Raw genomic sequence first — 26351 nt, forward strand, 5'->3', positions numbered from 1 at the left:
GGAAGCAATATCCATGAATGTCACAGGCCTGCCGTTCGACGATTTTCGCGTGCTGATCAACGACCTTCCGGGTCCCGACACCGCAGCACTGGCTGCCGCGCGCAAACGGGACGGACAGTTGACCAAGCCGCCCGGCGCGTTGGGTCGACTCGAAGAAATCGCCATGTGGCTTGCTGCCTGGACCGGCCGTACACCTGCGGTCAACAGGCCTCTCGTTGCCATCTTCGCCGGCAATCACGGTGTCACGACGCATGGTATCACGCCTTTTCCATCCTCCGTTACCCAGCAGATGGTGGAAAACTTCGCAGCGGGCGGTGCCGCCATCAACCAGATCTGCGTGACCCATGATCTGGGTCTGAAGATCTTCGATCTGGCGCTCGACTATCCGACCGGCGATATTACCTGCGAGGCGGCGTTGTCGGAGCGCGATTGTGCGGCCACCATGGCCTTTGGCATGGAAGCGGTGGCCGGTGGCACGGATCTTCTGTGCATCGGTGAAATGGGCATTGGCAACACCACGATCGCCGCTGCAATCAATCTGGCGCTTTACGGCGGCACGGCGGAAGACTGGGTCGGTCCTGGAACCGGGTCCGAGGGTGAAGTGCTTCAGCGCAAGATCAATGCTGTGAAAACCGCCGTCGAATTCCACAAGGAGCATCTGTCGGACCCGCTGGAAATCCTGCGCCGGTTAGGCGGGCGTGAGATCGCGGCCATGGCGGGTGCCATTCTGGCTGCCCGTATGCAGCAGATTCCCGTGCTGCTCGATGGCTATGTGACAACTGCTGCGGCCTCCATCCTCAAGGCAATGAACCCGTCGGCGCTCGACCACTGCCTGATCGGCCATGTATCAGCGGAACCGGGCCATATGCGGGCGATCGAAAAGCTCGGCAAGACGCCGCTTCTGGCGCTCGGCATGCGCTTGGGTGAGGGCACCGGTGCTGCGCTTGCCGCGGGTATCGTCAAGTCCGCAGCAGCCTGCCATACCGGCATGGCGACTTTCGAAGCAGCCGGCGTCAGTGGTAAATCCGATGCTTGACGATAAAACATCTCGAAGCGAAGAGAGAATTGGCGAGACGGATCTTAGCAAGAAGACCGGCGTTGCGCATTTTTTTGCAGCGGCGCGTTATTCGTCGCAGGGGTTCCAGCGGCTTCTCGGCGAAGCGGCGTTCCGTCATGAACTGCTGGCCTTCGTCGTTCTTGTGATCCTGTTTGCGCTCACCGGCGCAGTGCTGGCCCAGTATGTGATCCTGTTGGTTCTGGCGCTGGTGCTGTTTGCCGTGGAAGCGCTCAATACCGCGGTCGAGGAAATCGTCGACCGCGTATCGCCGGAATTCTCAACGGTCGCTCGCCATGCCAAGGATTTGGGATCGTTTGCCGTTTTCTGCCTGCTCATTGCCAACGGCGTGTTTGCGGCAAGCGTGGTGTTCTTCTAAGGGCCAGATACAAGTCCGTATCTGAGGACCGGAGGCTTGCTCCGGTCCTCAATATCCCGATCAAAACTCGACTTTTGCAAAGGTGGAGCGGTGATCCGATGGCCAAGGTGTGACGACGACATCGGCTTCCGGTGATTTCTCGCCGACGATGCCGGCGGCGATGACCTTGATGTCTTTGGCCTTGCCGAAGGTGTAATCGATGCGGTCATGGTGGTCTTCCGGATCGGAGACCTCGCTTGTCGGTGTCCAGGTATAGGCCGGTTTTGCGACTTCATCCGGGAAGGCTATGCGAAACAGATCCGTGAAGCCGCCTTCCTGTTCGATCCTCAATGCGGAGGGGTATTGGACAGCGATGGGCTGATGGCCGGCCTTCACGCTTGCCTCGGTCCAGTCCAGATGCGACGGCTCATTGAAGTCGCCAAACAGGAATACCGCATCTGCGCCCTCTGCTTCCCTCAGATCCTTCATCACCAGATCAAGTGCCGGTCCCCGCGCCTGAGCAGCAGCATCGACCGCTTCCGCTTCGGTCTTCAAATAGGGGGCCGGTCCGTATTCTATGTTGAGCAGTTGATAGGGTTGGTACGGGAAATCGGTCAGGTGTATGTTGAAGGCATAGACCTTGCGTTCATCGACGGTAATTTCAACGCCGAGATCATTGGCCGTCGCCTTGCCGATGGGATAGCGGCTGATTATGGCATTGGCCCACAAAGCCGGATTTTCCTTGGTCTGGTCGTAGTAGTGAAAACCGAGTGCTTGCGCGAGCTTGGCTGCCACGCTTTCGCCGACCGCCGGACAGGCATCGGCTTCACAGACTTCTGGCTCCGGTTTGGTTTCCTGAATGCCGATGATGTCCGCACCGGTGGCGCGGATGGCTGCGGCTGTTTCCTCTACACCCTTGCCCGCATTGGTGCCGCCGCCCCAGATATTGAAGCTCATTACCGTCAGTTCGGTTTTCGTATCGGCAGATGAGGCAGGCGTCACCGCGGCGGCCGTCATTGCAAGGCCCAGCAGGGCCGCGTTCAGTCCCAGTTTCATGATGTCATCCCCACTGAATAGTCAATGGACAGAGGCTAGCAGAAAACGGTGACAGATACGCGAATTCCCAACAGGCGTCTGAGCCGTCAGGCGAACTGCCTGCGGCGAGGCTGGACGGCCTGGATTTCCGAGACGGCGGGTAATGTTTCCAGAACGCGGCGGGCCGGCAGGATGGCAATCACTTCGGTGCCTTCGCGCAGCTTGGACTTGAGCTTGAATTCGCCGCCATGCTTGTTGAGGATCGCCTGGACGATCGGCAGACCAAGGCCGGTGCCCTGTTCTGCACTCTTGATCGCGATCGATCCCTGACCGAAGGCCGAGAGAACGACCGGAATTTCCTCTTCGGGAATGCCCGGGCCATTATCGCGTATCGCCACATATTGCCCGCCGCCTGCAGTCCAGCCGACACGAATGTTGACCTCGCCGCCCTGGGGGGTGAATTTGACCGCGTTGGACAGCAGGTTCAAGATGACCTGACGCATCGACTTTTCGTCAGCCCAGACACCGGGCAGGGCGGATTCGAACTGCTCGTGAATGGTGATGTTCTTGGCGCGGGCGCGAAGCTGGACCATGCCGACGCAGTCTTCGCTCAGTTCCAGCAGTGAGATCGCGGATTCGTTCAACTCGTATTTGCCGGCCTCGATGCGCGACAGGTCGAGGATCTCGTTGATAAGGTTGAGCAGGTGATCGCCGGAGCGATGAATATCGGCTGCATATTCCTTGTAGAGCGGGTTCTGCAGCGGCCCCAGGACTTCCGTCGCCATGACTTCCGAAAATCCGAGAATGGCATTCAGCGGCGTTCTCAACTCATGCGACATGGACGCAAGAAACCGGGATTTGGCCAGATTGGCGTCCTCGGCGCGGCGGCGGGCCTCATCCGACATGGATTTGGCGACTTCCAGCTCGACGATCAGGTCGTCCTTTTCGCTCTGGAACGAGAGCAGGACGATGTTGTTGCGATAGAGCTTGCCGGCCAGATAGATGAAGAAGATCACCGCCGTGGTGAACATCGTGGTCAGTCCGATGTCGAGCGGCTGACGTGTCGTTGCTGCATTGTAGAGCAGTGCCATAACGGTTGGCAGAAAGCTGAAGAGAGTCGCCTGCCGCAGCATGACGTTCGACATGGCGGTGACGGAGAGCACGATCAGTAGAACGGCGCCCTTGTAGAAAAACAAGGTGTGGCTGTTGCCATAGTCCAGGGCGAACATGGCCCAGCAGATGCCGATTGCCACCTGACCACCGATCAGGATCCGGCGAAACTTCTGCACCTGCCGTTCATCGAAATCCATCTTCGACACGCTGCGGATCAGCAGCACGTTGAGCGCATGGATGGTCAGGGTGAACATGACCCAGATGTAGAGTGCAGGCGACGGTTGGATGATCGCGCCAACACCGGCCACGAATAGCACGAGGATGGGGATGACAGCGGCACCTTGAAGTGCTGAGCGCATATGCATGCGCAGCATCTCGCAATCGAATGCAGCGCCACCGATGTGATTTGTCTGGAGACGCTCCCGGGTTGCGCGCACGGCCTTGGACGCAGCCTTGTTACGGTGACTGCGTGTGAGGTCGACAATGTTTTTGTCGGTCGAGGTGCTTACGCCGTTACTCATCTCTGCCGGATGCCGATCGGAATTGTTCCAATTGACTGCAATCTATCGTGCAATTCTTAAGAAATGCTGTTGAGAAAGGTTTTGTTTGCCATGTCGGTAAAGAATGAATTGCCGCAACTCATTGCTTTTTAGCGAAGTTGTTTTGAGGTAAAACAAACTCTTACGAGCTGTTTCTCGCATATCGAATCAGACGTCCAATTTCGCCTTAATCGTAAACTTTCGATATCCTGTTGGCATGTCCTCTTGGCGATCTCTGGCGAGAGCTGAATTCTTTGCTATCTATGGGAGGCAGAGGAGGCATTCGATGAAGCTATATGATGGCGGGCGCGCGCCCAATCCGCGCCGGGTAACGGTCTATTTGAAAGAAAAAGGCATTTCCGTGGACATCGTGCCGGTGGATATGGGGGCGATGGGACACAAGTCGGCGGAACTAACGGCGAAAAATCCGTTGCAGCGGCTTCCGGTGCTGGAACTGGACGATGGGACCGTGATTACGGAATCTGTGGCTATCTGCCGATATTTCGAGGAGCGTCATCCCGAGCCGCCGCTTTTTGGCGTGGATGCCAAGGACAAGGCCTTGGTTGAAATGTGGAACCGCAGGGTGGAATTTCACTACCTCGCAAGTGTGGCCGCCGCCTTCCGCCATCTGCATCCGGCGATGAAGGAATGGGAAGTCCCGCAGGTGCCGGAATGGGGTGAGGTCAACAAGCCCAAGGCGCTGGAATTTTTGCAGTTCATGGATCAGGAGTTGAGCGGTCGGGAATTCGTGGCCGGATCGCTTTTCTCCATCGCCGACATCACCATGATGATCGCCTTCGATTTCATGAAGCCGGCCCGGATCCTTTGTCCGGAGGAATTGGTGCATGTCTGGCGCTGGTACAAGGCGGTCTCTGCGCGTCCGAGTGCCGGACAGTGACGATCCAGACGACGGTAAGGTAGCATATGTCCGACATCGAGGCGTTGAGAGAGACGATTGCGGCCTGCCGGATCTGTCGGGAGCAACCGTTGGATGGCCCGGAAAAGCGATTGCCACACGAGCCTCGACCGGTCGCAGTGATCTCCAAGACGGCGAAAATCCTCATTGCCGGTCAGGCTCCGGGGATGAGGGTGCACCAATCGGGTCTACCGTTTAACGATGCCTCGGGCGACAGGCTGCGGCAATGGCTGGGTGTGGATCGCGACAGTTTTTACGATCGAGACAAGTTTGCCATCGTGCCGATGGGATTCTGCTTTCCGGGCTATGACGCCAAGGGCCATGATTTGCCGCCGCGTCGGGAATGCGCACCGCAGTGGCGGTCTTCCGTGATGGCGTCCATGCCGCAAATCGAGATCGTGCTGGCGATCGGTCAATATGCACAGGTCTGGCATCTTGGTGAAAACCGCAAGAAGACCATGACCGAGACCGTCTTTCACTGGCGTGACAGCTTCCTTGCCAATCGCGATGGACCTCGCGTTTTGCCGCTGCCGCATCCGAGCTGGCGCAACACCGGATGGCTGAAACGCAATGCGTGGTTTGAAGCCGACATACTTCCCCTGTTGAAAAGAGAGGTCAATCGTCTGCTGGGGTCTGCTTGATACTGTTTGTTATCGGTATTTGTGGGCTATACGGTAGATGAGAGCTCGAAAGGGTAGAAATGGACCGTTTAGACCGGAAGATCCTGCGCATCCTGCAGGAAGATTCAACGCTTGCCGTTGCAGATCTCGCCAAGAAGGTGGGGCTTTCGACGACGCCTTGCTGGCGCCGCATCCAGAAGATGGAAGAAGACGGTGTTATTCGCCGGCGTGTGGCGCTTCTCGATCCGGCCAAGGTCAATACCAAGGTAACGGTATTCGTCTCCATCCGCACCAATACCCATTCGATCGAGTGGCTCAAACGCTTCTCTGAAGTGGTTGGCGATTTTCCCGAAGTGGTCGAGTTCTACCGCATGAGCGGCGACGTGGATTATCTGCTGCGCGTCGTGGTGCCGGATATTGCCGCCTATGACGCCTTCTACAAGCGGTTGATTGCCAAGATCGAGATCCGCGACGTGTCGTCTGCTTTTGCCATGGAGCAGATCAAGTATACGACGCAATTGCCGCTCGACTACATGATGCTCGACAACGGAAAATCGGGCGAGGAATAGGGCTGGTCAAGAACCGAACGCCCGGTTGGTTGGAAACCGAACCGGGCATTGTTGGATAAGCCGATCACTTGGCTTCAAGTCGTGCCAGCAGGGACGACGTATCCCAGCGGTGCCCACCAAGCTTTTGCACTTCGCCGTAGAACTGGTCGACAAGGGCTGTGACGGGAAGGCTTGCGCCGTTGCGGCGAGCCTCAGTCAGCACGATGTCGAGATCCTTGCGCATCCAGTCGACGGCAAAGCCATAGTCATACTTGCCGTCGTTCATGGTCTTGTGGCGATTTTCCATCTGCCAGGATCCTGCCGCTCCCTTGGAGATAACCTCAATCACCTTTTCTATGTCGAGACCGGCCTTCTTGCCGAAGTGGATGCCTTCGGCCAGACCCTGCACAACGCCGGCGATGCAGATCTGGTTGATCATCTTGGTGAGCTGGCCGGAGCCCACATCGCCCATCAGGCCCACCATTCGTGCATAGGCATCAATGATCGGCTTTGCCTTGTCGAAGGTCGCCTTGTCGCCGCCGCACATGACTGTCAGCACACCATTTTCAGCGCCGGCCTGGCCGCCCGATACGGGCGCGTCGATGAAGCCGCAGCCCTTGTCGCTTGCTGCGGCAGCGAGCTCGCGGGCAACTTCCGCAGAGGCTGTGGTGTTGTCGATCAGAATGGCACCGGGGGCCATACCGGCAATCGCGCCATTGGCGCCGAGTGTTACCGAACGAAGGTCGTCGTCATTGCCGACGCAAGAGAAGACGAATTCGGCATCCTGTACAGCCTCCGCCGGTGTCAGGGCCATGGCTCCGCCAAACTGCTTCACCCATGCTTCGGCCTTGGCAGTGGTGCGATTGTAGACGGTGACGTCATGACCACCCTTCACCGTCAAATGGCCCGCCATCGGGTAACCCATTACGCCCAAACCGATGAATGCCACCTTGGCCATGTTATGCTCCCTTGAGAATTTTTTTCGATCTGCCAGACGTAGCGGACCGGCGCGAAAAGGAAAAGCCGGGCAGGGTGTCTTTCGGTTCGCTCCTTTCGATGGCCGGTGCTTCAGCTCTCGGTTTCGGCGGCAGCCGATGTGGCTTCCAGGAGCCAGTCGACGAAAGCGGCTGCCGGTGCGGACAGTCTGGCGAAATCACGGACCACAATGAAATAATCGCCGCTTGGAATGACAATGTCGGACAGCTGTACAAGGTCGCCTACCGCAAGCGCCGGTGCAGCCTGTTTGAGGTCGACCAGTGCCACGCCATCGCCGCGCAGGGCCGCTTGATAGACCAGCGCACCATCCGTGAAGATCGGGCCTGGCTTTGCCGGCACAGACAGGCCAGCTGCGTGAAACCAGCGCTGCCAGTTTTCCCGGTTTTCCTCGTGGAGCAGGCTGAAGTGTGAAACATCGGATGCCGCGACAATCGTCTGGCCGTCCAGTAGTCTGGGGGCAGCGACGGCGACGAGTGAGACGTCGGTCAGGTGACGCGCCTGACTGCGCGGCCAGCTGTCGCGCTCCAGACTATGGCGAATGGCGATATCCACCTTGCCCTGGCGCAGGTCGATCAATCGTGCATCGGAATCGATGGTCACATCGATATCCGGTTCGGTCTGCTGGAAGAGGGACAAGCGCGGGCCGAGCCAGTTTGCGGCAAAGCTTGGTTCGCAACTGATCGTCAGTGCGCCGCGCGCCGTGCTTGTGGACACCTGGTCGAGCTGTTCGGAGATTGTGTCGAAGGATGCTGTCAGGACGGCCAGCAAGGAATGGCCCTCGTCTGTCAAAGCGATGCTGCGGTGTCCACGGGTGAACAGCGGCTTGCCGAGCTGTAATTCGAGGTCGCGGATCTGCCGGCTGACTGCTGCTGCCGATACGAACAGCTCATCGGCGGCTGCTGCGATGCTTTGGAGGCGTCCCGCCGCCTCGAAGCTGCGTAGTGCCGTTAACGGAAGCCGACCACGTTTCATGCATAACCTCAAGTCAATCGAAGGTGACTTAAAGCTCGTTTGAGCGGAGAGCGCAAGTGGGCTCAATTGGTGTCTCGAAAGGAGACCGCCATGCCCGCATTTCTCTTGATACTATCCGATGTGATCCGGCTGATGACGTTTCAGCCGGCACGGATCATCCGCCCGTCAGCTTCGCGATCACCAGATGACCGGGGCTCGGCTGACCATCCTGCATGCGAACGTTAATTTCGCCCATTTCGACGATCTCAAAGCCAGTCGCGGCCAGACGCTCGCGGATATAGGCTTCTGTATGCAGATAACGCTGATGCGGGCCGACCGTATAGGGTCGACCTGCCGATGCCTCCAGCGTTTCGGACGAGAAGACGAAAAGCCCGCCCTCGACCATGTTTTCGGCGGCCCCGAAAAAGAGCGGTTCCAGCGCTCCGAGATAGGGCAGAACGTCTGTCGCGGTGATCAGGTCAAAAGGCTCGTCGTCATTGTCTTCGAGGAAGTCCTCGACTTCGGCGACGTAGAGCGTCTCGTAAAGATCCTTCTCGTGGGCGATTTCGACCATGTTTTCCGAAATGTCGATGCCGGTCATGTCATCCACCATGTCGCGCAAGGTGCCGCCGGTCAGGCCGGTGCCGCAGCCAAGGTCGAGCATGCGCTTGAACGGTCCAAGCTCCAGAGCCTGAAGTCGCTGGCGTACCATCACGGGGACCGCGTAACCGAGCTGCTCGACGAGAATGTCCTCAAACGCTTCGGCATGCTGGTCGAACAGCGTCTCGACATAGGCATCGGGTGCCTTGGGCGGCGCGTCTCCGCGTCCAAGTGAGGCGATGCGGACAGCGGCTCCGCCGTGGTCTTCCGGATCAAGTGCCAGGCACTCCGTATAGGCTGTGACTGCGGCATCGATCTCACCGGCCTTTTCATGGGCCAATGCGCGGTTATAGGCCTCCGCCAAAGCTTCCTCGTCGATCCGGGCCATGAACATTCCTCGTGTGCTTGAATTTTGTGGCGCTCTATCGTCTTCGACGGCATTTTGCAATGTGCAGGGCCTGGGAACCCTGAAACACTTGGTTCGTTGGAAATGCTATCTGGAGGCAGGCTGCGATGGAAACGCTCGATTTTTTGAACGAACATTTCGAACGGCAAGCGCCGGCGACGCCAAAGCTGCCATCGACCTCCGCCGAAAAAGCCAACATGATTGCCCATTATTATCGCGGTGAACTGGGACGCATGGCCAGTTGGCGCGATCGGATCGACCGGACCTCGAACTGGGCGATCACGCTGGTGGCCGGTGTCCTCTCGGTCTCACTGTCGACGCCCAACTCCCATCATGGCATCGTTCTGTTTGCCATGCTGCTGATATCGCTTTTCCTGCTGATCGAGGCGCGGCGCTACCGTTTCTTCGATGTCTATCGTTCGCGGGTGCGGCAGCTGGAGCGCAACTACTTTTCTCAAGCCTTGTTGCCCCATGGCGAGCTGGACGACGACTGGTCTGTGGCCATCGCATCCAGTCTCAGATCGCCGATCTTCCTGATGGGACGTTGGGAGGCCATCTCGCGCCGTATCCGCCGCAACTATGTCTGGATGTATCTGATCCTGCTTGCGGCCTGGTTCCTGAAGATCTCGACACCCAAGCTGCTGCCGAACCAACCTGCGGTCGATACCGTCTGGTCGTTTGGCGAACTGGTGAAGAACGCTGCCCTCGGGCCGTTGCCGGGCTGGTCGGTGCTCACGGCCGTTGCCTGCATCTATGTCGGGATCATCGCCGCAGCCGTTGCCCGCAAGCCCGGCGAGGGCGAGTTCGCCTTCGGCGATGTCCATGTGTGATCGCGTCAGTGCAGGATGAATTCGCCCTTCAGCGCCCGCCACTCATTCTGTGCGATCAGCTTGCGATGGACATAGGTGACCGAATGAATGGGGCCTTCCAGTTTCTCCTGCCAGAATTTGAGGAAATTCTGCATCTCGGGAAAATCAGGTGCCAGATCGTAATGCTGCCAGATATAGGCCTGAAGAAGTGTCTGATGGTCGGGCATGCGGTAAAGGATCTGTGCCGTGGTCATGCCATAGCCTTTGAGCATCAGTTCCATGTCGTTTTCCATGCTGTGCCTCGTATTGCTGTTCCCTTTGGTGTCGCGTTTCGTGCAGACACGGAAATGGAAACACCAAAGGCTTAACCGAAGCTTGAGCATGAGACGGCGATGACAATATTTTGTCATTTGAATCAATGTTTTGGCAGCGTTGTCTGGTGAGTGCTGCCAGTGTTGAAGCGCTGTTCCTAGCGCTTAAGATGCCGCGTGAGCCTTGCCTCGAGTGCAGCCCAGGTGTGGCGCAGGGTTTCCACAATGGCGAGATAGAAGATCGCGGCCCACAGATAGGCCTGATAATCGAAGGTGCGCGAAAAGGCGTAACGCGTCTGGCCCATGAGGTCGAAGACAGTCACGATGGCGACGACAGCGGATCCCTTGATGAGCAGGATGATCTCATTGCCATAGGGCCTGAGTGCGACGATCAGAGCCTGGGGCATGACGATCCTCCAGAAGGTGACATTGCGCCTGAGACCCAGGCTGTCTGCCCCCTCCAGCTGACCTTTCGGCACGCTCTGAATTGCGCCGCGTAAAATCTCAGCCTGATAGGCTGCGGTGTTAAGGGTCATGGCCAACAAGGCACAGTACCAGGCGTCTCTGAAGAACCACCAGAGCCCGATCGGGTCGAAAAAAGATCGAAAACTTCCCAGGCCGTAGTAGATCAGGAACAGCTGGGCGAGCAGGGGGGTGCCCCGGAAGACATAGACATATCCGTAGGACACGGCGTTGAGGAACTTGTTCCTGGACATCCGTCCAAATGCAACGGGGACCGATAGCATCGCACCCAATGTGATGGACACGGCCACAAGCGAGATTGTCACTCCAAGACCCGAGATATATCGGGGGCCGTATTTGACGAATTTGTCGGTATCCCAGTTCAGGACCATCATCGCGATCAATCCCGCGAAGAGCGCGCACCACAGGGCGAGCAAGACCAGTCCGATGATGCGCCCGGCAGTCATCTTTCCGGGCAGTGCCGGGGGAGCAGGACGCGCGTCAATGAGTTCTGTCGCAATACTCATCGCTTTGCCTCCGAGCGCTTCATCCACCGTTCAAGCCCGGATGTTGCAATTGAAGAAACGACGGCTATCGCCAGAAACAGACCGCAGGCAAGCAGATAGAATGTGAAGGGGTCTTTATTGATGCGTCCGGCAACACCAGTCTGGCGGATGATATCGGACAAGCCAATTGCAGAGACCAGTGCGGTATCCTTCAAAAGGTTCATCCAAAGATTGATCAGACCTGGGTAAGCGATCCGGATCAATTGCGGAAAGACGATGAAGATCTGGGTCTTGAGGTAGGAAAGTCCGAGGGCGGACCCGGCCTCATATTGTCCGTTCGGGATTGCTTTGAACGCCGACTGCAAAACCTCCGAACAATAGGACGAGAACACGATCGACAGGGCGATCATGCCGGCGACAAAGGAATTGATTTCAATTCGCGCTTCAATTCCAATTGCTTCCAAGGCCGATTGGATGAAAATTTGCAGCCCGTAATAGATGATGAAGAGCGTGAGAAGCTCGGGCAGGCCTCTGAAAATGGTCGTATAGATGCCGGCCGCTAATTTCAGCTCCTTTTCTCTGGACTGTGTGGCCAGTGCGACCAGAAAACCGAGGGCAAGTCCCACAGGGAGCGTGGCAACCGCCAGGCTCACGGTGATCTTGACTCCGTAGGCAATCTCATCGCCCCAGCCGGTATCGCTGCAGGCGAGAAGGGAGGATGGGTCGAGAAGGGAAAAGACGCCAACTGGACCACAGAGCGGATCGATGATGTGGCCGATCCAAGCCAGCACCTCACCGAGCGCGGAAAACAAGGCGCTCATCAAAACCCTTTCCCCTTGCGGCGTGGCCGCTTCTTCTTTGTGTTGTTGATCTCTATTTCAAACAAAAACGGCGGAAGGGCAAGCCTTCCGCCGAGGTGTTTCAACAGAAGCGTTCGATCATTCGCCGTAAACGTCGAAGTCGAAATACTTGTCGTTGATTTCCTTGTATTTGCCGTTGGCGCGGATGGCGTCGATGGCTGTATTGAACTTGGCTGCGAGTTCGGTTTCGCCCTTGCGGACCGCGATACCGGCACCTTCGCCGTTGATCACTTCATCGATCGGCAGGGTAGTCAGGATCTTGCAGCAGCTGCCATCTTCCGACTTGACCCATTCCGACAGAACGACCACGTCATCGACCACAGCGTCAATACGACCGTTGGAGATGTCGAGCTTGTATTCGTCGGCCGTCGGGTAGAGCTTCAGCTCGGACTCGGCCATATGCTTTTCGACATAGTTGGAGTGCGTCGTCGAGCCCTGTGCGCCGATAACCTTGCCAGCAAGGCTTTCCGTCGTGGCTTCGGTCAAATCGCTATCCTTGGGGACGGCGATGGCCGGTGGTGTGTTGTAATACTTGTTGGTGAAGTCGACCTTTTCGGCGCGCTCTGGCGTAATCGACATCGAGGCGATGATGGCGTCGAACTTCTTGGCCTGGAGTGCCGGGATGATGCCGTCCCAATCCTGCGTGACGAATTCGCAGGTAACCTTCATTTCATCGCAAAGTGCCTTGGCAATATCGATATCGAAACCGACGAGGGTGCCATCCGCTTCGAGATTGTTGAAGGGCGGGTATGCACCTTCCGTGCCGATAATCAGCTTTTCACCTTCGGCCATGGCGTTGCCTGCGAGGAGCGACAGGGCTGCGATGGACGCGGCGGCGAAGAAACGGGTGGAAATACGCATATTGATCCTCTCTGTTGACTATCTTTCCGTTTGGTTGCTGTTATTGCGGAAAGATGTGACGCGGCGGCGCTGCGAAGGCCGCCTTGCGAGCGCAGTTTTAACGTTTTTCAGCAAAATGCAACTGGGAAATGTATTCACCGCAAGCGCTTTAGTTCACGCACAATCGTCATTCAGGGAACATTCATGTCGGGATCGGCATTGTGGTCAGGCTTTCGTTAAAGCTGCCGCGATGCCGACAAACAGCGATTTCGGATATCGCCGTTACCGTTTGAATTCTGGCATTCGCCACCCGAGGAGACACCATGACAATCAACAATAAACTGACCCGAAGCCTTCTTTTGGGCGTCGCCGCGCTTTCGCTGCAGGCAGCCCCCATACACGCGTTTCCGATGTTGACAGACAAGCCGCAGATCGGTGCGGGCATGATCTCGCGCGTTGCCATGGATGTGGATGCTTTGCGTCAGCAGTTGGCTGCAGCCGAGCAGGCGCTTGCCGATGCGCAGGCCAATGGTGGCGATGTTGCCGCCGCACAGGCGCAGGTCGATGCTGCCCAGGCCCAGCTGAGCGCTGCGGAGGCGGAAGCCCAGCAGGCCCCGGCAGAAGAGCCGCAGGCTGCGGAACCGCCACCTGAACCCGAACCACAGCCGGAACCTGAGCCGGCCCCGGCGCCGCCTGCGCCAGAGCCTGCGCCGGAACCTGAACCCAAGCCCGCGCCGGTCGAAGAACCCAAGCCCGCGCCAGAAGCGCCGGCGGTTGAAGAACCGCAGGCTCCAGCGGCACAGGAAGCGCCAGCTGCCGAGGCGCCCGCTGAACCCGCACCTGAACCGGAAGCCGAGCAAGAGCCTGCCGAGGAAGCCCCGGTTGCTGACGCTCCGGCGGAACAGCCGGCGACTGCTGAACAGCCCGGTGAAGCAGCACCGGAGACGGCGCCTGTTCCAGAAGAACAGACCGATCCGGCACCCGGAGCGCAGCCGGCTGATGCAGTGGACCCGCCAAAGGATGCGGAAGCCCCTGTGCCACAGGAAAGCCCCGATGAGCGGCCTTTGCCGGACGAAGGCCCAGCGCCGACCTCAGCAGAGGAACCCGCTGCGACGGACGCAGCGCCAGCCGTCGAGGGCGAACAGGCACCTCCACCCGAGCAGGTGGAAGCAGAGCCGATGTCCAAGGAGCAGCTCGATAATGCCAAGGCCATTGCAGAGGATCCGTCGAAGACCGATGAGACCGTGATTCTGCCGGTGGACAAGGGTGCAGCTGTTCTCGACAGTGAAAAAGAAGCTGATCTGGATGCGCCGAAGACCCAGGATAGCCGCCGCAGGGCGCGTGCCGAAGCCGAGCCGACCGTTGCCCCAGACAGTGATGCGGCTTCGCAGTCCGGTTTTGCCAAGAGCGATGGCGAGCCGCGCAAAATGAGAGCGGCGAATGCCGAAGAAGGGCGCCGCATCGATCGACGTCCCCGCTGGGATCGCCACGATGGTGTGCGCGAGCGGGAAGGCCGCGATAACCGCATTATCCTGCAATTTGGAAACAATGTTATCGTCCGAAGCGATGACAGCGACCGGTTCACGCGTGACGGCAATGAGCGCTATTACGAGGAACTGCCACGCGGTCGCGTTCGCGAGACCATCGTTCGCGAGGACGGCAGCCAGGTGGTGACCATTCGAAACCGTTACGGCGAAATGATCCAGCGTTCGCGCATCGACAGCCGTGGCCGCGAATATGTGCTGTTTTATGCGCCTGACATGATGGATGGCCGTCGTGATGATCGCCAGTTCCGCGATCCGGGCCGTGATCTGCCGCCCATGCGTCTGAACATTCCTGTGCGTGACTATATCATCGACACGTCCAGTGATCCGGACCGCAACTACTACAACTTCCTGGAACAACCGCCCGTGGAGCCCGTCGAGCGCGTCTATTCGCTGGATGAGGTTAAATATTCGGCCCGTATCCGTGACAAGGTCCGTCGTATCGATCTCGATACCATCACCTTTGCCACCGGCAGTGCGGAAATTCCGATGAGCCAGGCCCGCACGCTGCGCAAGGTTGCCGATGCGATGACGAAGATCCTCGACCAGAACCCGGCCGAGACTTTCCTGATCGAGGGCCATACCGATGCCGTCGGTTCCGATGACAGCAACCTTATCCTGTCGGACGAGCGTGCAGAATCGGTCGCCAACCTGTTGACGGATGTCTATGGCGTCCCGCCTGAAAATCTGGCGACACAGGGTTATGGCGAGCGTTACCTGAAGGTGCGCACGCTAGGTGCCGAGCAGCAGAACCGCCGCGTTACCATTCGTCGTGTCACAGCGCTGGTTCGCCCGGTCGCGTCCAATCAGTAAGCCGGTTCTCCGACGTGAAATCAGGCCGCCGTTTCCACGGCGGCCTTTTTTATGGGCGTCAAGAAATCTCATTGCCTCAGATGCGGTCTATAGAGACGGCAGTCCGGTCGTCATGGCTATGAAGTCCGCGATGGCCGTTGTGTCGTTGAGGTCAAAGGTCTGGAGCCCATTCGCATCCCTGACTTCGTGATCGGCGGCGATGGCCACGATATGCGGATCGGCCGGGGCCAGCGGTTCGCGGTTCTTTGCCTCCAGTCGTCTTGCTTCGATCTTGGGGATTGCTTCACGCTTGTAACCTTCGATCAACACCAGATCGCAAGGGGCCAGACGGGCAAGAATTTCTTCAAAGCTGGGTTCGGCTGCGCCGCGCAATTCATGCATGATGGCATACCGTGTGCCTGAGACAATCGTCACCTCATGGGCACCCGCTTCGCGGTGGCGGAAGCTGTCGGCCCCCACCTTGTCGACGTCAAAGTCATGGTGCGCATGCTTGATGGTGGAGATGCGATAGCCGCGCCTTGTGAATTCTTCGACCAGCCTGACGGCAAGCCCTGTCTTGCCCGAGTTCTTCCAGCCGGAAATACCGAATACGCGTGGTTGGTTCATGGGGTACTTGTATCCAGCATTGTCTGCGCCCGCAGCAGATCGTCGGGGCTGTTGACGTTGAAGAAGGGATCGATCGCACCAGTCGTTGTGCCGTCGGAACTGAAATCGACGACTGTGAATGTGTGTCGGGCGATAAAATCCTGAAGCTTTCGATGTTGCGGATCGACAAGCCAGGCCTCCAGCTCATCGGCAAGGCTTAACGGCCAAAGCGCAATGACGGGATGCAGCCGGTCATTGGAGCGGGCAATCACAATCTCGTCCGCTGTCGAGCAGGCGTCAAGCAGGCGCTTCGCGAGGTCTGCCGGCAGGAACGGAGTATCGACCGCGACGCTCAGCATATAGGCCGTTTCAGGCGCCGTATGCGCGAAGTGCCTCAATCCCGCCAGGATGCCGGCAAGGGGGCCGGCATAGCCTTTAATCGTATCTTGGATCACGGGCAGGCCAAGCGGCAAGGGCGGTTCTGCCGGTGCGTTGATCGCGAGTGTCTTCACCTGTGGTGCGAGGCGGTCGGCGACATGGGCGATCATCGGTTGCCCGGCGAGGATGGCCAGCGCCTTGTTCTCGCCCATGCGCCGCGACAGACCGCCTGCGAGGATCAGGCCTGCAGGACGCTCGCGCATCAGTTCCCCTCCATGGCTCGGGCGTCATTTCGGTCAAGGTAGCAGATGTAGAGAACGGCAACCACCGCCAGAACGCAGGTGCCGCACATGACGACCAGCAGGGGCAGGGCGCCGGTCTCGACGCTCAAAATGGAGGAGGCGAGGGCCGACAAGGCTGCTCCACCACCCATGGTAATGGCGCCGCCAAGGCCAGAGGCCGAGCCCGCCAGATGGGGTCTCACGCTGACAATGCCGGCATTGGCGCTTGGCAAGGTCAGTCCGTTGCCGAAGCCGACGATGAACAGGGGGCCAAAGAAGGTGATGGCCGAGAAGTGGCCGGTCAGCAGCAAGACCATGGGAACGAGCGACCCGAGCAAGGCAAAACCGCCTCCGGCCAGCATCATTCTCGAAATGCCGACCCGACGTGCATAGCGACCGGAGAAGAAATTGCCGACGAGATAGCCGGCAGCCACAAAGGCAAACTGGATGCCGAGCGCACGTGGCGACAGATCGAGGATATTGCTACCGACGAACGGCGCGCCACCCAGAAAGGCGAAGAACGCGCCGGTCGTCATCGTTGCTGTCATCGTATAGCCCCAGAAGCGTCGGGACAGGAGCAGCTGCGGCCAATCACGGAATTGCCCGAGGATACTGGCCGATTGCTGGCGGTTGGTTTCGCCAAGATCGGTGACGACCACGGCCAGCACCAATGCGCCCAAGAGGAATAATGCGATGAAGTTGGCCTGCCAGCCGAAGGCGTCGTTGAGGAAACCGCCGGCGGTCGGTCCCAGCATAGGCACGATGGTCATGCCCATGGTGACATAGCCGATCATGGAGGCGGCCTGCTCCATGGGGACCATGTCGCGCACGATGGCCCGCGACAGGACCATGCCGGCAGCGACCGTCGTTTGCAGCAATCGTCCGATCATGAAACCCGTGACGGAAGTTGCAAAGATGCACAGCAGGGTCGCCAGCAGAAAGATAACGAGGCTGGCAATCATGGTTGGACGGCGTCCGAAGCGGTCGGACAGTGGTCCGATGACGATTTGCAGGACGGCGATGCCGGTAATGTAGCCGGAGACGGCAAACTGCATGACACCATATTCGACAGCGTAAAACTCCGCCATCAACGGCAGTGACGGAAGGAAGATGTTCATCGTCAGTGCCGACAGGCCTGCAATCAGCACCAGCGTCACAATGTGCGGCGGTGAGTGACGGTCGAACAATGTCCCTTTCGTCAAAGCGATTCTCCCGTCATATGCGCCTTTTCCCCGTGGGTGTCGTTCCGCTCACAGGGGCGAACCGGGTTGCGATTCCTGGCCAATCAGCAAGGCGGATTTGCGCTTGTTCTCTCGATAGAAAGTGTAGAGCCCGGAGCCGATGACGATGGTGGCACCCGTGACCATCCACGGATCCAGCTTTTCGTTGAACATCAGCATGCCAAGGCCGATGGCCCAAAGCAGGCTCAGATAACGAAACGGCGCCACGAAGGATACTTCAGCAGTCCGCATGGCAAGCACGATGGACTGGTGGCCGACGAAGAGCAGCATGGCAGCGGCGGCGAGAATGCCAAAGGAATAGCCAGGCATGGGTTGCCAACCGCCATAGGGGGCAATCAGCAATCCGCCCATTAGTGCATTTCCGGCAGCGGTAAAGAGGGTCACGTTGATGGATGCGGTGTTCGCGCCGATCTTCTTGGTCACGAGGTCGCGTGCTGCGGCCAGAAAAACGGCGGCGACCGCAAACAGAGCGGCGCTGGAAAATCCTTCAGGCCCGGGGCGAAGAATGATCAGGACGCCGATAAAGCCGACCGTGATCGCACTCCAGCGGCGCCAGCCGACCGGCTCGCGCAGGAACAGTGCCGCGCCCAGCGTTACGGCCAGCGGAAGGGATTGCATAATCGATGAGATGTTGCCCAGAGGCAGGTGGCTAAGCGCAGTCAAAAAGCACAGGGCGGCCAGACATTCGAGCAAGACGCGGGCGACCACCATCGGCTGTCTGAGCACGTTGAAATGCGGGCGCGCGCCGATCTTGAGGGCCACGATATAGACCAGCAGTGTCATGATCACGCCGCGCACCATAATGATCTGGCTTACCGGAATGGCGTCGGTCAGGGATTTGGTCAGCGCGTCATTGCAGGTAAAGCCGGCCATGGCGAATGTCATCAGGATGGCGCCCTGGGTGTTTTTCGTGAATGGCATGTCTGGTTTTCCCCTCGCGCTGTCAGGTTGTTCTACAGCAGCGCAGGGAGAACGGAAACGACGTTTACGGCGTAAACTGTTGGTTTGGAGCGACAAAAGTATATGCGCCGCAATAATTGAGTGTCCGTCATTAATGAAAGCGCAAGTTTCATTGGGGAAGGTGGTGATGTTGATCCGTAAACATCCAATCATCGATTCGGGCGGTTGATCGTTCATTCCCAATCGACTGCCTTTCTGAGGGATATATGTCTTTCATCGACCGTCTTCTGCAGAGCCGCCGCATCGTCACCAAGGTGCTTTTGTTCATCGTTCCGCTGGTGGTTCTGATGGCGGGCGTCGGGCTTCTCGGTTACTACACATCGCATATGCTCAACGGGCATATGACGATGACACGGGCCACGATCGGCAATATCGCAGACTTCGACAATCTTCAGTCGGCGTTACAGGATTATACCGCTGAACCGACCGAGGATATGGCTGCCAATCTTGAGGCAGCCATTGCCAGGCAGGCAGATGGTGCGAAGACACTTGAACAGTTGTTGGTCAATGACGGCGACCGCGCCAAACTGACGCTCGTCCTTGGGCTTGAGCCTGTCATGCGTGCGGCTGAAGCCGATTTCATTGCCATCGATGCAAACCGCACCGCGTTGAATGCGGCGATCTCTGCCGATATGGCAGCGCTGGTCATTGCCGGGCAGGGCGCACAAAAGCAGATCGATATCATCCAGAAGGATTTCAGCGACAAGGAGGCATTCGCCAAGGGTCTTCTTTACGACGCGGCAGCCTTCAAGGGGCTGTCGGAGCGTCTGGAGAAATTGCTGAAAGCCATGGATGGAGCACTGACCGATTCGGACCGACTGAAGACGATCAAGAATTATGGCGGGCCTTTGTCGAAAGAACTGGATTCTGCCGAAGGGATGGTCAGTGAAAAGGGTGCAAAGCAGATCGAACCGGTGAAGAAGGCGGCGACCGAGCTTGCAGAACTCGGCGCGGAAACCGTTTCGCCGCTTGCCCGTGAGACACGTTTCGAGGCTTTGAAGGCGTCTCTGCCGAAGGTTGCAGAAACTCTGGCGAACAAAGCAATCAAGAATTCCAACACGGCAGCCGAGCGTTTCGTCAAGCTCGACGCCGATGTGCTGCCGCAGCGACAGCTGGTCGGTCAGGTGGATGCCGCGCTGCAGATCATGAACACGATGGGTCTTCATGCCGCCCGCATGCAGAATCTGCTGGATGATGCCTCCCGCGAATCAGTGCTCTCCGATATTTCGGCCCTTACCGCCAATATCGAAAAGATTGCGGAGCTTGGGCAGAAGAACAGCACCATGCGCGATCTTCCGGGCGTTGCCGGTCCTCTGCTCGCGCAGATGACGGATGATTCTGCTACGTTGCTTGCGGCGGACGGGCAGTGGACCCAAACACGTCAGGCGGCCTTTGCCGAGCTGACACATGCGGCAGCCTCGCTGCATGATTTTGTCAGGCAGGCGCAGGAAGTGGGCAAGGCCGACAGCGATCGATCCGCAGTCATTTCCGTCGTCGCGATGGTGGTCGGCACACTGATGGCCATCATCGGTGGACTGATGCTTATTGAAACCCTGCGTGCGCCGATGAAGCGGATCACCGAGGTGATGAGCCGGCTTGCCAATGGCGACCTGTCTGTCCCGATCGAGGGACGCGAGCGCGGCGATGAAATTGGCGACATGGTGCGTTCTGTTACCGTTTTTCGCGATGCCGCGGTCGAGAATGTCCGGCTTGAAGAAGAAGCAAGCCGCAGTCGCGATCAGGCGGGCATGGAAGAAGAGCGCAGAGCCGCGGAGCGCGCGCGCATCGAGGACGAGCAAAGGCAGGCCTTGGCCGCGTTGGACGATGTGTTGAGGGCTCTGGCTACAGGAAATCTTGAGGCTACCATGCGCGGCGACCTGCCGTCCGATTTCCAGGACATGGCGCGGATTTACAATCAGGCCGTCGAGACCCTGCGGGTGACGCTTGCCGATGTGCGCGGGACTGCTGCCGACATCAATGCCGGTACAGGCAATCTTGCCGTTTCGGCTGACGATCTCGCACGCCGTACCGAGCAGCAGGCTGCTGCCATCGAGGAAAGTTCGCGAGCCCTGTCGCGCCTGAGCGAAGTGTGCCATGCGACCGCGCAGAATGCCCGGACCACGGCGGGTGCGGTTCAAGGCGCGCAAACGACGGCGCGAGGCTCGGGTGAGATCGTATCGCGCGCCATCGATGCCATGAGCGAGATCAACCGCTCGTCGGAGAAGATCACGGCGATCATCGGTGTCATCGATGAAATCGCGTTCCAGACCAATCTGCTGGCCCTCAATGCCGGCGTGGAAGCGGCGCGTGCGGGCGATGCCGGTCGCGGTTTCGCCGTGGTTGCCCAGGAAGTGCGGCAGCTTGCCCAGCGTTGCGCCAGCGCTGCCAAGGAGATCAAGGGCTTGATTTCCGAAAGCGGTGCGCAGGTGCGTGACGGCGTGGAGCTTGTCGAGCAGACAGGCACGGCGCTGTCAGGCATCATCGCGCAGGTCGACCAGGTGCAGTCACTGATCGAGAGCATTTCCTCGTCGACCAGCGAACAGTCTACCGGCATTGCCGAGGTCACCCGCGCGGTTGGCGATGTGGAACTCATCACCCAGCGCAATGCGGCCATGGTTGAAGAAAATAACGCGGAAATCCAAGGCTTGCGCGATCGTGTCGAGGCCTTGAGTGCGAAGATCGGGCAGTTCAGGACAGGCGAGACCGTGTCTGCAGCCGGCTATCGAAAGTCCGCCTGATTTGGGTGCATGGCGGTTCGAGCCTAGCCGCCGGTTACACTCATGTGGCGGCCAACTGCCGGGCGTTTGTGCTGACGATCGATGATGAAATCGTGACCTTTCGGCTTTCTGCCGATTGCCTCGTCAATGACGCTGGACAGATAGGCGTCGTTTGGCGAGGCCCGAAGCGCGGTGCGAAGATCGGCTGCATCGTTCTGACCAAGACACATGTAGAGCGTGCCTGTGCATGTGAGGCGCACACGGTTGCAGCTTTCGCAGAAATTATGGGTCATTGGCGTGATGAAACCCAGCCGTCCGCCGGTCTCCGCCACGTCGACATAACGGGCAGGTCCGCCGGTCTTGTACGGATTGTCGGTGAGCGTGAATTGTTCTTCCAGGCGGTTTCGCACGTCCGATAGCGGAAGATAGCGGTCGGTTCGATCTTCCTCGATTTCACCCATCGGCATGGTCTCGATCAGGGTCAGGTCCATGTCGCGTTCATGGGCAAACCGCATCAGGTCCGGTATTTCGTGTTCGTTGAAATCCTTCAGTGCGACGGCATTGAGCTTGATCTTCAGGCCAGCCTTCTGGGCCGCCTCGATGCCTTGCATGACGCGCGAAAAATCACCCCAGCGGGTGATGGTCTTGAACTTGTCGGGGTCCATCGTGTCGAGCGACACGTTGATGCGGCGGACACCACAGTCGTAAAGCTCCTCGGCATGTTTTGCCAGCTGGGACCCGTTGGTGGTCAGTGTCAGCTCTTCCAGTGCGCCGCTTTGCAAATGGCGTCCGAGATTGCGGATCAAGAACATGATGTTCTTGCGCACCAGAGGTTCACCGCCGGTCAGCCGCAGTTTGCGCACACCCTTGGCGATGAAGGCGGAACAGAGGCGATCCAGCTCCTCAAGAGTCAGCAGGTCTTTCTTCGGCAGAAAGGTCATGTTTTCCGACATGCAATAGGTGCAGCGGAAGTCGCAGCGGTCGGTAACCGAGACGCGCAGATAGCTGACGGTGCGGCCAAACGGGTCGACCATCGGCGCATCGGCGGCGGAAAGCGCTGCTGCGTCAAATACTTTTCCGATGCTGTCGGTCAATGGGTTTCCTCCGGGCTTTTCATTAAGGTGGACTTCGCACCTGCTTCCGTCAAGGAAGCGGCCGTAATGTTTATCTTCAAATTCTCTTGCGCCATGGGTCAAGCGCGCCTACGTCTCTGGCACATTTCAGCTTTATGGGCTTGCAGCATGACCGAATTCTGGCCAACCGACCTCAAGGTCTCCAAAGACCGCCGCCAATTGTCTGTTACCTATGATGATGGTCAAAGCTTCACGCTGCCAGCAGAGATGTTGCGCGTTCTATCGCCGTCTGCCGAAGTGAAGGGCCATGGACCGGGGCAGGAGGTTACAGTTCCGGGCAAGCGCAATGTCCAGATCTCGGCCATGCATCCCACCGGCAATTATGCGGTGCGCATCGGCTTCGACGACGGCCATGACAGCGGTATTTTTACCTGGTCCTACCTGCGGGAACTCGGCGAGAGTGGCGACGATAAGTTCGCCGAGTATGAACAAAAACTGGCAGAGAAGAAATTAAGCCGCGACGCCAGGTGAAGCCTCAATCTGAGGCCCGATCCTCGTCGGCCTGCAAGCGGGCGGCCAGCTGCTCCATGACATCGGCCACTGTCAGGCATTGCTCTATAGGAGCAGCCGACATGGTCTTTTCAATCAGCGCTGTCTGGATGGCCATGGCCTCTTCTGTGAGTTTGCGGCCTTTGTCTGTCAGATAGAGGCGCAGGATCCTTTTGTCTTGCCTGTCGCCAAGGCGGGAGATCAGGTCGCGTTTTTCCATCTGGGGCAGCAGCATGCTCATATTCGAGCGCCCGACCAGCAGCTTGCGGGCCAGTTCTTGCTGAGAAATACCTTCGAAACGGTAGAGATTGATCAGGATATCGAGTTGCGGCGGCTTGATGTCGAGCGGTGCAAGCTGGCGTGCGAGGGTCTGTTGCATCAGCTGGCAGGCGCGACCGACGGCGATCCAACTCTTGAATCGCGGATGTTCCCAGGGAAGAGCTTGCTTTTTGTTCATGCTTGTACTTTATTGTTCAATGTTGAACATATTATGGGAATCCGACTATGGCATCGTTCGCGCTGAAGGTCACCCGTCTCGCTTTCAGGATATTGGGTGCGCTCTCGCCGCGTCTTGCGGGACAGGCGGCATTTTATCTGTTCTGTCGGACACCGTCGCGCAAGCCACGGGGCGAAAAGCCGATTGCCATGTTTGCCAAAGGCAGAGAATTGCTAAGGAACGCCAGGCTGGAGATGGTGCATGTCGACGCGGGCGATGTCGCGACCTATCGCCTCGCAGGGACCGTCGGCGGCAAACGGGTGATGCTTGTCCATGGATTGGCGTCTCGAGCCGAATATATGGCGGTGCTGGCAACGGGGCTGCACAGGGCCGGAGCCGAGGTGGTGCTGGTCGATCTGCCGGGTCACGGACGCACCTATGGCAAGACGCTGAACATCCGAAATGCGGCGGAAGCGCTGGCGGCGGTGGAAAAGGCAATCGGTCCGTTCGACGCTGTGGTTGCCCATTCATTCGGCGGGCTGGCCTTGATGTCAGCCGTCGGGCAGATGTTTCCCGAGGTGCCGTCTTTGGCGGCACAGCGTCTCGTCCTGATCGGCGCGCCATCTCAGGCCGTCGAGATATTCCAGGACTTCTCGGGCCTGTTGAAGCTCTCACCGGCAACCAGACAGGCCTTGTTCGATCATGTGGGAAAGGTTGCCGGGCGCCCCCTTGCCGAATTCGACATGGCTCAGATTGCACGCACCGAAACCCGCCCGATGCTGATCGTGCATGCGCCGGATGACAAGGAAGTCGGTGAGCATCATGCCCGCAGCTATGAGGGAATCGGAAACCACATATCCTTTTTCTGGGCCGATGGTCTGGGACATCGCCGGATTGTCTCGGCGCCTGACGTCAGTGCTGCCATTGCCGAATTTCTCCAACTGTCGTCCTCCGACCGAATGCTTGCTCACAGCGCAAGGGCGTTATAAATCTGAAATGCGCGTCGGCTAGTGGCGCAGTTTTGAATGATTGATGTCTGGAGATGTGATGACGATCCTGCGCTCGGTTGACGATTTGAAGGCGATCTACGGCGATGTTTCCGAAGCGTCCGTGGCCAAGGTGACGCGCTTTCTGACGGCCGAATATCGCGAGATGATAGAGGCGTCACCGTTTGTTGCGCTGTCGACGGTCGGGCCTGAGGGGATGGACTGTTCGCCGCGGGGCGACGAGGCGAGTGTCGTTCGGGTCGAGGACGATCGCCATCTGGCGCTGCCGGACTGGCGTGGCAATAACCGGATCGATTCGCTGCTCAATATTGTGCGAGACCCGCGGGTTGCCTTGATGTTCCTGATCCCGGGCTCAAATACAGTCATGCGCGTCAATGGAACCGCCGTTGTGTCAGTCGAGCCGGATCTGCTTGCCAGTTTCGAAATGGACGGCAAGCATCCCCGCAGCGTCATTGTGATCGAGATCGTGGAAGTTTATTTTCAGTGCGCGCGTGCAGTGATGCGGGCACAATTATGGAATCCGGAGCGGTTTGCAGATGTTTCTGCGCTACCGACGCCGGGTACATTGCTCAAGGCGGCAAAAGCCGATTTCGACAAGGAAACCTATGATCGTGAGTGGGCCGCGCGTGCGGCCAACACCATGTGGTGACGGAAAGATACCTCACGCGCCGCGGTAGAGGAGCCAACTCTTGTTGAAGTCTTTCTTCATTCCGTCTTCGAACAGGCGCGTTCGATTGCGACCATCGTTCTTGGCGCAGTAAAGCGCGATGTCGGCCTTGCCATACAGCTCGCCGGCATCACTGACTTCTGCGGCCATGCAGCCGCCCAGGGAAATGGTGACGGAGCCATAATCGACGCCGGTTTTAGAGTTCCTGAATGGTGTGCTCTGTAATGCAATTCGTACACGCTCGCACACCTCGTAGACCTCTTCGCGTGAGCTTCCGTCGAGAATGACCGCGAATTCTTCTCCGCCGGTTCGTGCAACAAAAGCATCTCGGCGGACATTGGTGCGTATTACGGTTGCCACCGTTGCTAGAATCTTGTCACCGACCGGATGGCCATAGCTGTCGTTGATCTGCTTGAAGTGATCGATGTCCATCAAGATGAGCGCGGTTGGCAGAAAACCGTTTTCCGATTCAAAGATGCCGGCAAGTCTCTCGTCGAAGGCGCGACGGTTGGACAGCCGCGTCAGCGAATCGGTATTGGCAATCCGCTTGTACTCGTCGAGTTCCTTGCGGATCACGTCCATTTCCTGGGACTTCTGTTGGACGCTTTCGACCGTCTTTTCGCCATGCGCCATGGTGTCGCCAGTGGCAACGGTCAGTATGGTGATGGCGTTGCGCAGGATGTCGGCACTGGTGCTGCTCTTGGAAGCAATCTGTTGAACAGTTTCGCCGAGAAGCTTGTTATAGCTTTCGAGCGAGTTCTGCTCGACGTTTAGCGCGCGCAACAGGCTGTCCAGCTGCGTTATGATCTTGGAATGCGCGTTTTCGATTCCGCGGGTCCGCTGGCTGGCGAAATACCGCTCGCCAATCGTGTCAAGCTCGTCCTGCGTTGCACGTTTTCCAAGTGCCGCAAGATCTCTGCTCAGTGCGGGGTTGGACCCGATATAGGCTTCGTAGAACAGTTCATAATTGCGGGGAATCGACGGAACGCCCATGGTGCGCATGGCGTAAACGATCTGTGCAGCGATGTCTGGAAGTTGCGCTTTCGCCACTTCGACCGTATTCATCGATTCTACCCCAAAGTATTATTATTTATGCTTGCGCTTATGTTGTTATGCTTAAATTATTTTGAAAGTTTTAACAGAGTGCTTGTCGGTTTTTCCTGCTGGATTAACAAA

Annotated in this window: 27 protein-coding genes; 11 read left to right on the plus strand and 16 right to left on the minus strand. The window is 58.2% G+C overall.

What is annotated here, in order from left to right:
- The first annotated feature begins 13 nt into the window (after positions 1-13).
- Positions 14-1036, plus strand: a complete 1023-nt coding sequence (gene cobT / locus ACWPM9_RS08440) for a nicotinate-nucleotide--dimethylbenzimidazole phosphoribosyltransferase (RefSeq protein ID WP_428187077.1) — start codon at positions 14-16, stop codon at positions 1034-1036.
- Positions 1029-1433: a diacylglycerol kinase gene (locus ACWPM9_RS08445; protein ID WP_428187076.1), complete on the plus strand. Its 405-nt coding sequence runs from the start codon at positions 1029-1031 to the stop codon at positions 1431-1433. The genes cobT and ACWPM9_RS08445 overlap by 8 nt, the downstream gene beginning before the upstream one ends.
- Before the next feature lie 60 nt (positions 1434-1493).
- Here the strand turns inward: ACWPM9_RS08445 and ACWPM9_RS08450 are convergent, their stop codons facing one another.
- Both ACWPM9_RS08450 and ACWPM9_RS08455 read right to left on the minus strand, forming a co-directional pair.
- Entirely contained in the window at positions 1494-2468 is a 975-nt protein-coding gene (locus ACWPM9_RS08450; RefSeq protein WP_484757382.1) for an endonuclease/exonuclease/phosphatase family protein, read from the minus strand.
- Positions 2469-2554: 86 nt separating this feature from the next.
- The gene (locus tag ACWPM9_RS08455) at positions 2555-4081 is read right to left on the minus strand and encodes a sensor histidine kinase (protein ID WP_428187074.1); all 1527 of its coding nucleotides are present in this window, start codon (positions 4079-4081) and stop codon (positions 2555-2557) included.
- 304 nt (positions 4082-4385) lie between these two features.
- Here ACWPM9_RS08455 and ACWPM9_RS08460 point away from each other — a divergent pair, with 304 nt between their 5' ends.
- Genes ACWPM9_RS08460 through ACWPM9_RS08470 form a run of 3 tightly spaced genes read left to right on the plus strand, consistent with a single transcriptional unit; the run spans position 4386 to position 6204 of the window.
- Positions 4386-4997 carry a glutathione S-transferase gene (locus ACWPM9_RS08460; RefSeq protein WP_484757383.1) on the plus strand — a complete coding sequence of 204 codons (612 nt, stop codon included), beginning with the start codon at positions 4386-4388 and terminating at the stop codon, positions 4995-4997.
- Between the two features lie 26 nt (positions 4998-5023).
- On the plus strand, positions 5024-5656 hold the full coding sequence (locus ACWPM9_RS08465; protein WP_484757384.1) for a uracil-DNA glycosylase family protein: 633 nt from the start codon (positions 5024-5026) through the stop codon (positions 5654-5656).
- A 59-nt stretch (positions 5657-5715) separates the two neighbouring features.
- On the plus strand, positions 5716-6204 hold the full coding sequence (locus tag ACWPM9_RS08470; protein ID WP_428187071.1) for an Lrp/AsnC family transcriptional regulator: 489 nt from the start codon (positions 5716-5718) through the stop codon (positions 6202-6204).
- A gap of 64 nt (positions 6205-6268) precedes the next feature.
- On the opposite strand, the gene ACWPM9_RS08475 is transcribed toward ACWPM9_RS08470, so the two are convergent.
- The 3 genes from ACWPM9_RS08475 to ACWPM9_RS08485 form a co-directional block, all read right to left on the minus strand.
- On the minus strand, positions 6269-7141 hold the full coding sequence (locus ACWPM9_RS08475) for an NAD(P)-dependent oxidoreductase (RefSeq protein WP_484757385.1): 873 nt from the start codon (positions 7139-7141) through the stop codon (positions 6269-6271).
- Positions 7142-7251: 110 nt separating this feature from the next.
- Entirely contained in the window at positions 7252-8151 is a 900-nt protein-coding gene (locus ACWPM9_RS08480) for a LysR substrate-binding domain-containing protein (RefSeq protein WP_484757386.1), read from the minus strand.
- Positions 8152-8305: 154 nt separating this feature from the next.
- A complete protein-coding gene (locus ACWPM9_RS08485; RefSeq protein WP_484757387.1) occupies positions 8306-9124 on the minus strand; it encodes a methyltransferase domain-containing protein in 819 nt (272 codons plus the stop codon).
- A gap of 119 nt (positions 9125-9243) precedes the next feature.
- On the opposite strand from ACWPM9_RS08485, the gene ACWPM9_RS08490 reads away from it, so the two are divergent.
- On the plus strand, positions 9244-9966 hold the full coding sequence (locus ACWPM9_RS08490) for a DUF2270 domain-containing protein (protein WP_484757388.1): 723 nt from the start codon (positions 9244-9246) through the stop codon (positions 9964-9966).
- 5 nt (positions 9967-9971) lie between these two features.
- Here the strand turns inward: ACWPM9_RS08490 and ACWPM9_RS08495 are convergent, their stop codons facing one another.
- The 4 genes from ACWPM9_RS08495 to ACWPM9_RS08510 all read right to left on the minus strand — a co-directional run bounded on the left by ACWPM9_RS08495 (position 9972) and on the right by ACWPM9_RS08510 (position 12945).
- Complete coding sequence (locus ACWPM9_RS08495) at positions 9972-10238, minus strand: usg protein (RefSeq protein WP_428187067.1); 267 nt, start codon at positions 10236-10238, stop codon at positions 9972-9974.
- 176 nt (positions 10239-10414) lie between these two features.
- Positions 10415-11245, minus strand: a complete 831-nt coding sequence (locus tag ACWPM9_RS08500; protein WP_428187066.1) for an ABC transporter permease — start codon at positions 11243-11245, stop codon at positions 10415-10417.
- Positions 11242-12045 (minus strand): ABC transporter permease, encoded by an 804-nt coding sequence (locus tag ACWPM9_RS08505; RefSeq protein ID WP_484757389.1) that lies wholly within the window; start codon positions 12043-12045, stop codon positions 11242-11244. Before ACWPM9_RS08505 ends, ACWPM9_RS08500 begins: the two co-directional genes overlap by 4 nt.
- 117 nt (positions 12046-12162) lie before the next feature.
- Entirely contained in the window at positions 12163-12945 is a 783-nt protein-coding gene (locus tag ACWPM9_RS08510; protein WP_484757390.1) for an ABC transporter substrate-binding protein, read from the minus strand.
- A gap of 302 nt (positions 12946-13247) precedes the next feature.
- On the opposite strand from ACWPM9_RS08510, the gene ACWPM9_RS08515 reads away from it, so the two are divergent.
- Entirely contained in the window at positions 13248-15281 is a 2034-nt protein-coding gene (locus ACWPM9_RS08515) for an OmpA family protein (RefSeq protein WP_484757391.1), read from the plus strand.
- Between the two features lie 87 nt (positions 15282-15368).
- On the opposite strand, the gene mobB is transcribed toward ACWPM9_RS08515, so the two are convergent.
- The 4 genes from mobB to ACWPM9_RS08535 are packed head-to-tail and all read right to left on the minus strand — an operon-like array spanning position 15369 to position 18687.
- Positions 15369-15887 (minus strand): molybdopterin-guanine dinucleotide biosynthesis protein B, encoded by a 519-nt coding sequence (gene mobB / locus ACWPM9_RS08520; protein ID WP_484757392.1) that lies wholly within the window; start codon positions 15885-15887, stop codon positions 15369-15371.
- Positions 15884-16507, minus strand: coding sequence for a molybdenum cofactor guanylyltransferase MobA (mobA, locus tag ACWPM9_RS08525; RefSeq protein ID WP_484757393.1), 624 nt, complete (start codon positions 16505-16507; stop codon positions 15884-15886). The genes mobB and mobA overlap by 4 nt, the downstream gene beginning before the upstream one ends.
- Positions 16507-17727: a multidrug effflux MFS transporter gene (locus ACWPM9_RS08530; RefSeq protein WP_484757394.1), complete on the minus strand. Its 1221-nt coding sequence runs from the start codon at positions 17725-17727 to the stop codon at positions 16507-16509. Before ACWPM9_RS08530 ends, mobA begins: the two co-directional genes overlap by 1 nt.
- A gap of 48 nt (positions 17728-17775) precedes the next feature.
- A complete protein-coding gene (locus tag ACWPM9_RS08535) occupies positions 17776-18687 on the minus strand; it encodes a DMT family transporter (protein WP_484757395.1) in 912 nt (303 codons plus the stop codon).
- Positions 18688-18932: 245 nt separating this feature from the next.
- Between ACWPM9_RS08535 and ACWPM9_RS08540 the strand changes: the two genes are divergently transcribed.
- Entirely contained in the window at positions 18933-21464 is a 2532-nt protein-coding gene (locus tag ACWPM9_RS08540; protein WP_484757396.1) for a methyl-accepting chemotaxis protein, read from the plus strand.
- Positions 21465-21487: 23 nt separating this feature from the next.
- On the opposite strand, the gene moaA is transcribed toward ACWPM9_RS08540, so the two are convergent.
- Entirely contained in the window at positions 21488-22477 is a 990-nt protein-coding gene (gene moaA / locus ACWPM9_RS08545; RefSeq protein ID WP_428187497.1) for a GTP 3',8-cyclase MoaA, read from the minus strand.
- A 207-nt stretch (positions 22478-22684) separates the two neighbouring features.
- On the opposite strand from moaA, the gene ACWPM9_RS08550 reads away from it, so the two are divergent.
- A complete protein-coding gene (locus ACWPM9_RS08550) occupies positions 22685-23047 on the plus strand; it encodes a gamma-butyrobetaine hydroxylase family protein (protein ID WP_484757624.1) in 363 nt (120 codons plus the stop codon).
- A 4-nt stretch (positions 23048-23051) separates the two neighbouring features.
- On the opposite strand, the gene ACWPM9_RS08555 is transcribed toward ACWPM9_RS08550, so the two are convergent.
- On the minus strand, positions 23052-23522 hold the full coding sequence (locus tag ACWPM9_RS08555; RefSeq protein ID WP_484757397.1) for a MarR family winged helix-turn-helix transcriptional regulator: 471 nt from the start codon (positions 23520-23522) through the stop codon (positions 23052-23054).
- Between the two features lie 47 nt (positions 23523-23569).
- On the opposite strand from ACWPM9_RS08555, the gene ACWPM9_RS08560 reads away from it, so the two are divergent.
- Entirely contained in the window at positions 23570-24490 is a 921-nt protein-coding gene (locus ACWPM9_RS08560; protein WP_484757398.1) for an alpha/beta fold hydrolase, read from the plus strand.
- Positions 24491-24548: 58 nt separating this feature from the next.
- Complete coding sequence (locus ACWPM9_RS08565; protein ID WP_484757399.1) at positions 24549-25157, plus strand: pyridoxamine 5'-phosphate oxidase family protein; 609 nt, start codon at positions 24549-24551, stop codon at positions 25155-25157.
- Between the two features lie 12 nt (positions 25158-25169).
- On the opposite strand, the gene ACWPM9_RS08570 is transcribed toward ACWPM9_RS08565, so the two are convergent.
- Complete coding sequence (locus ACWPM9_RS08570; protein ID WP_428187054.1) at positions 25170-26240, minus strand: GGDEF domain-containing protein; 1071 nt, start codon at positions 26238-26240, stop codon at positions 25170-25172.
- Between the last annotated feature and the right edge of the window lie 111 nt (positions 26241-26351).

The sequence above is a fragment of the Agrobacterium sp. H141 genome, assembly GCF_057158725.1.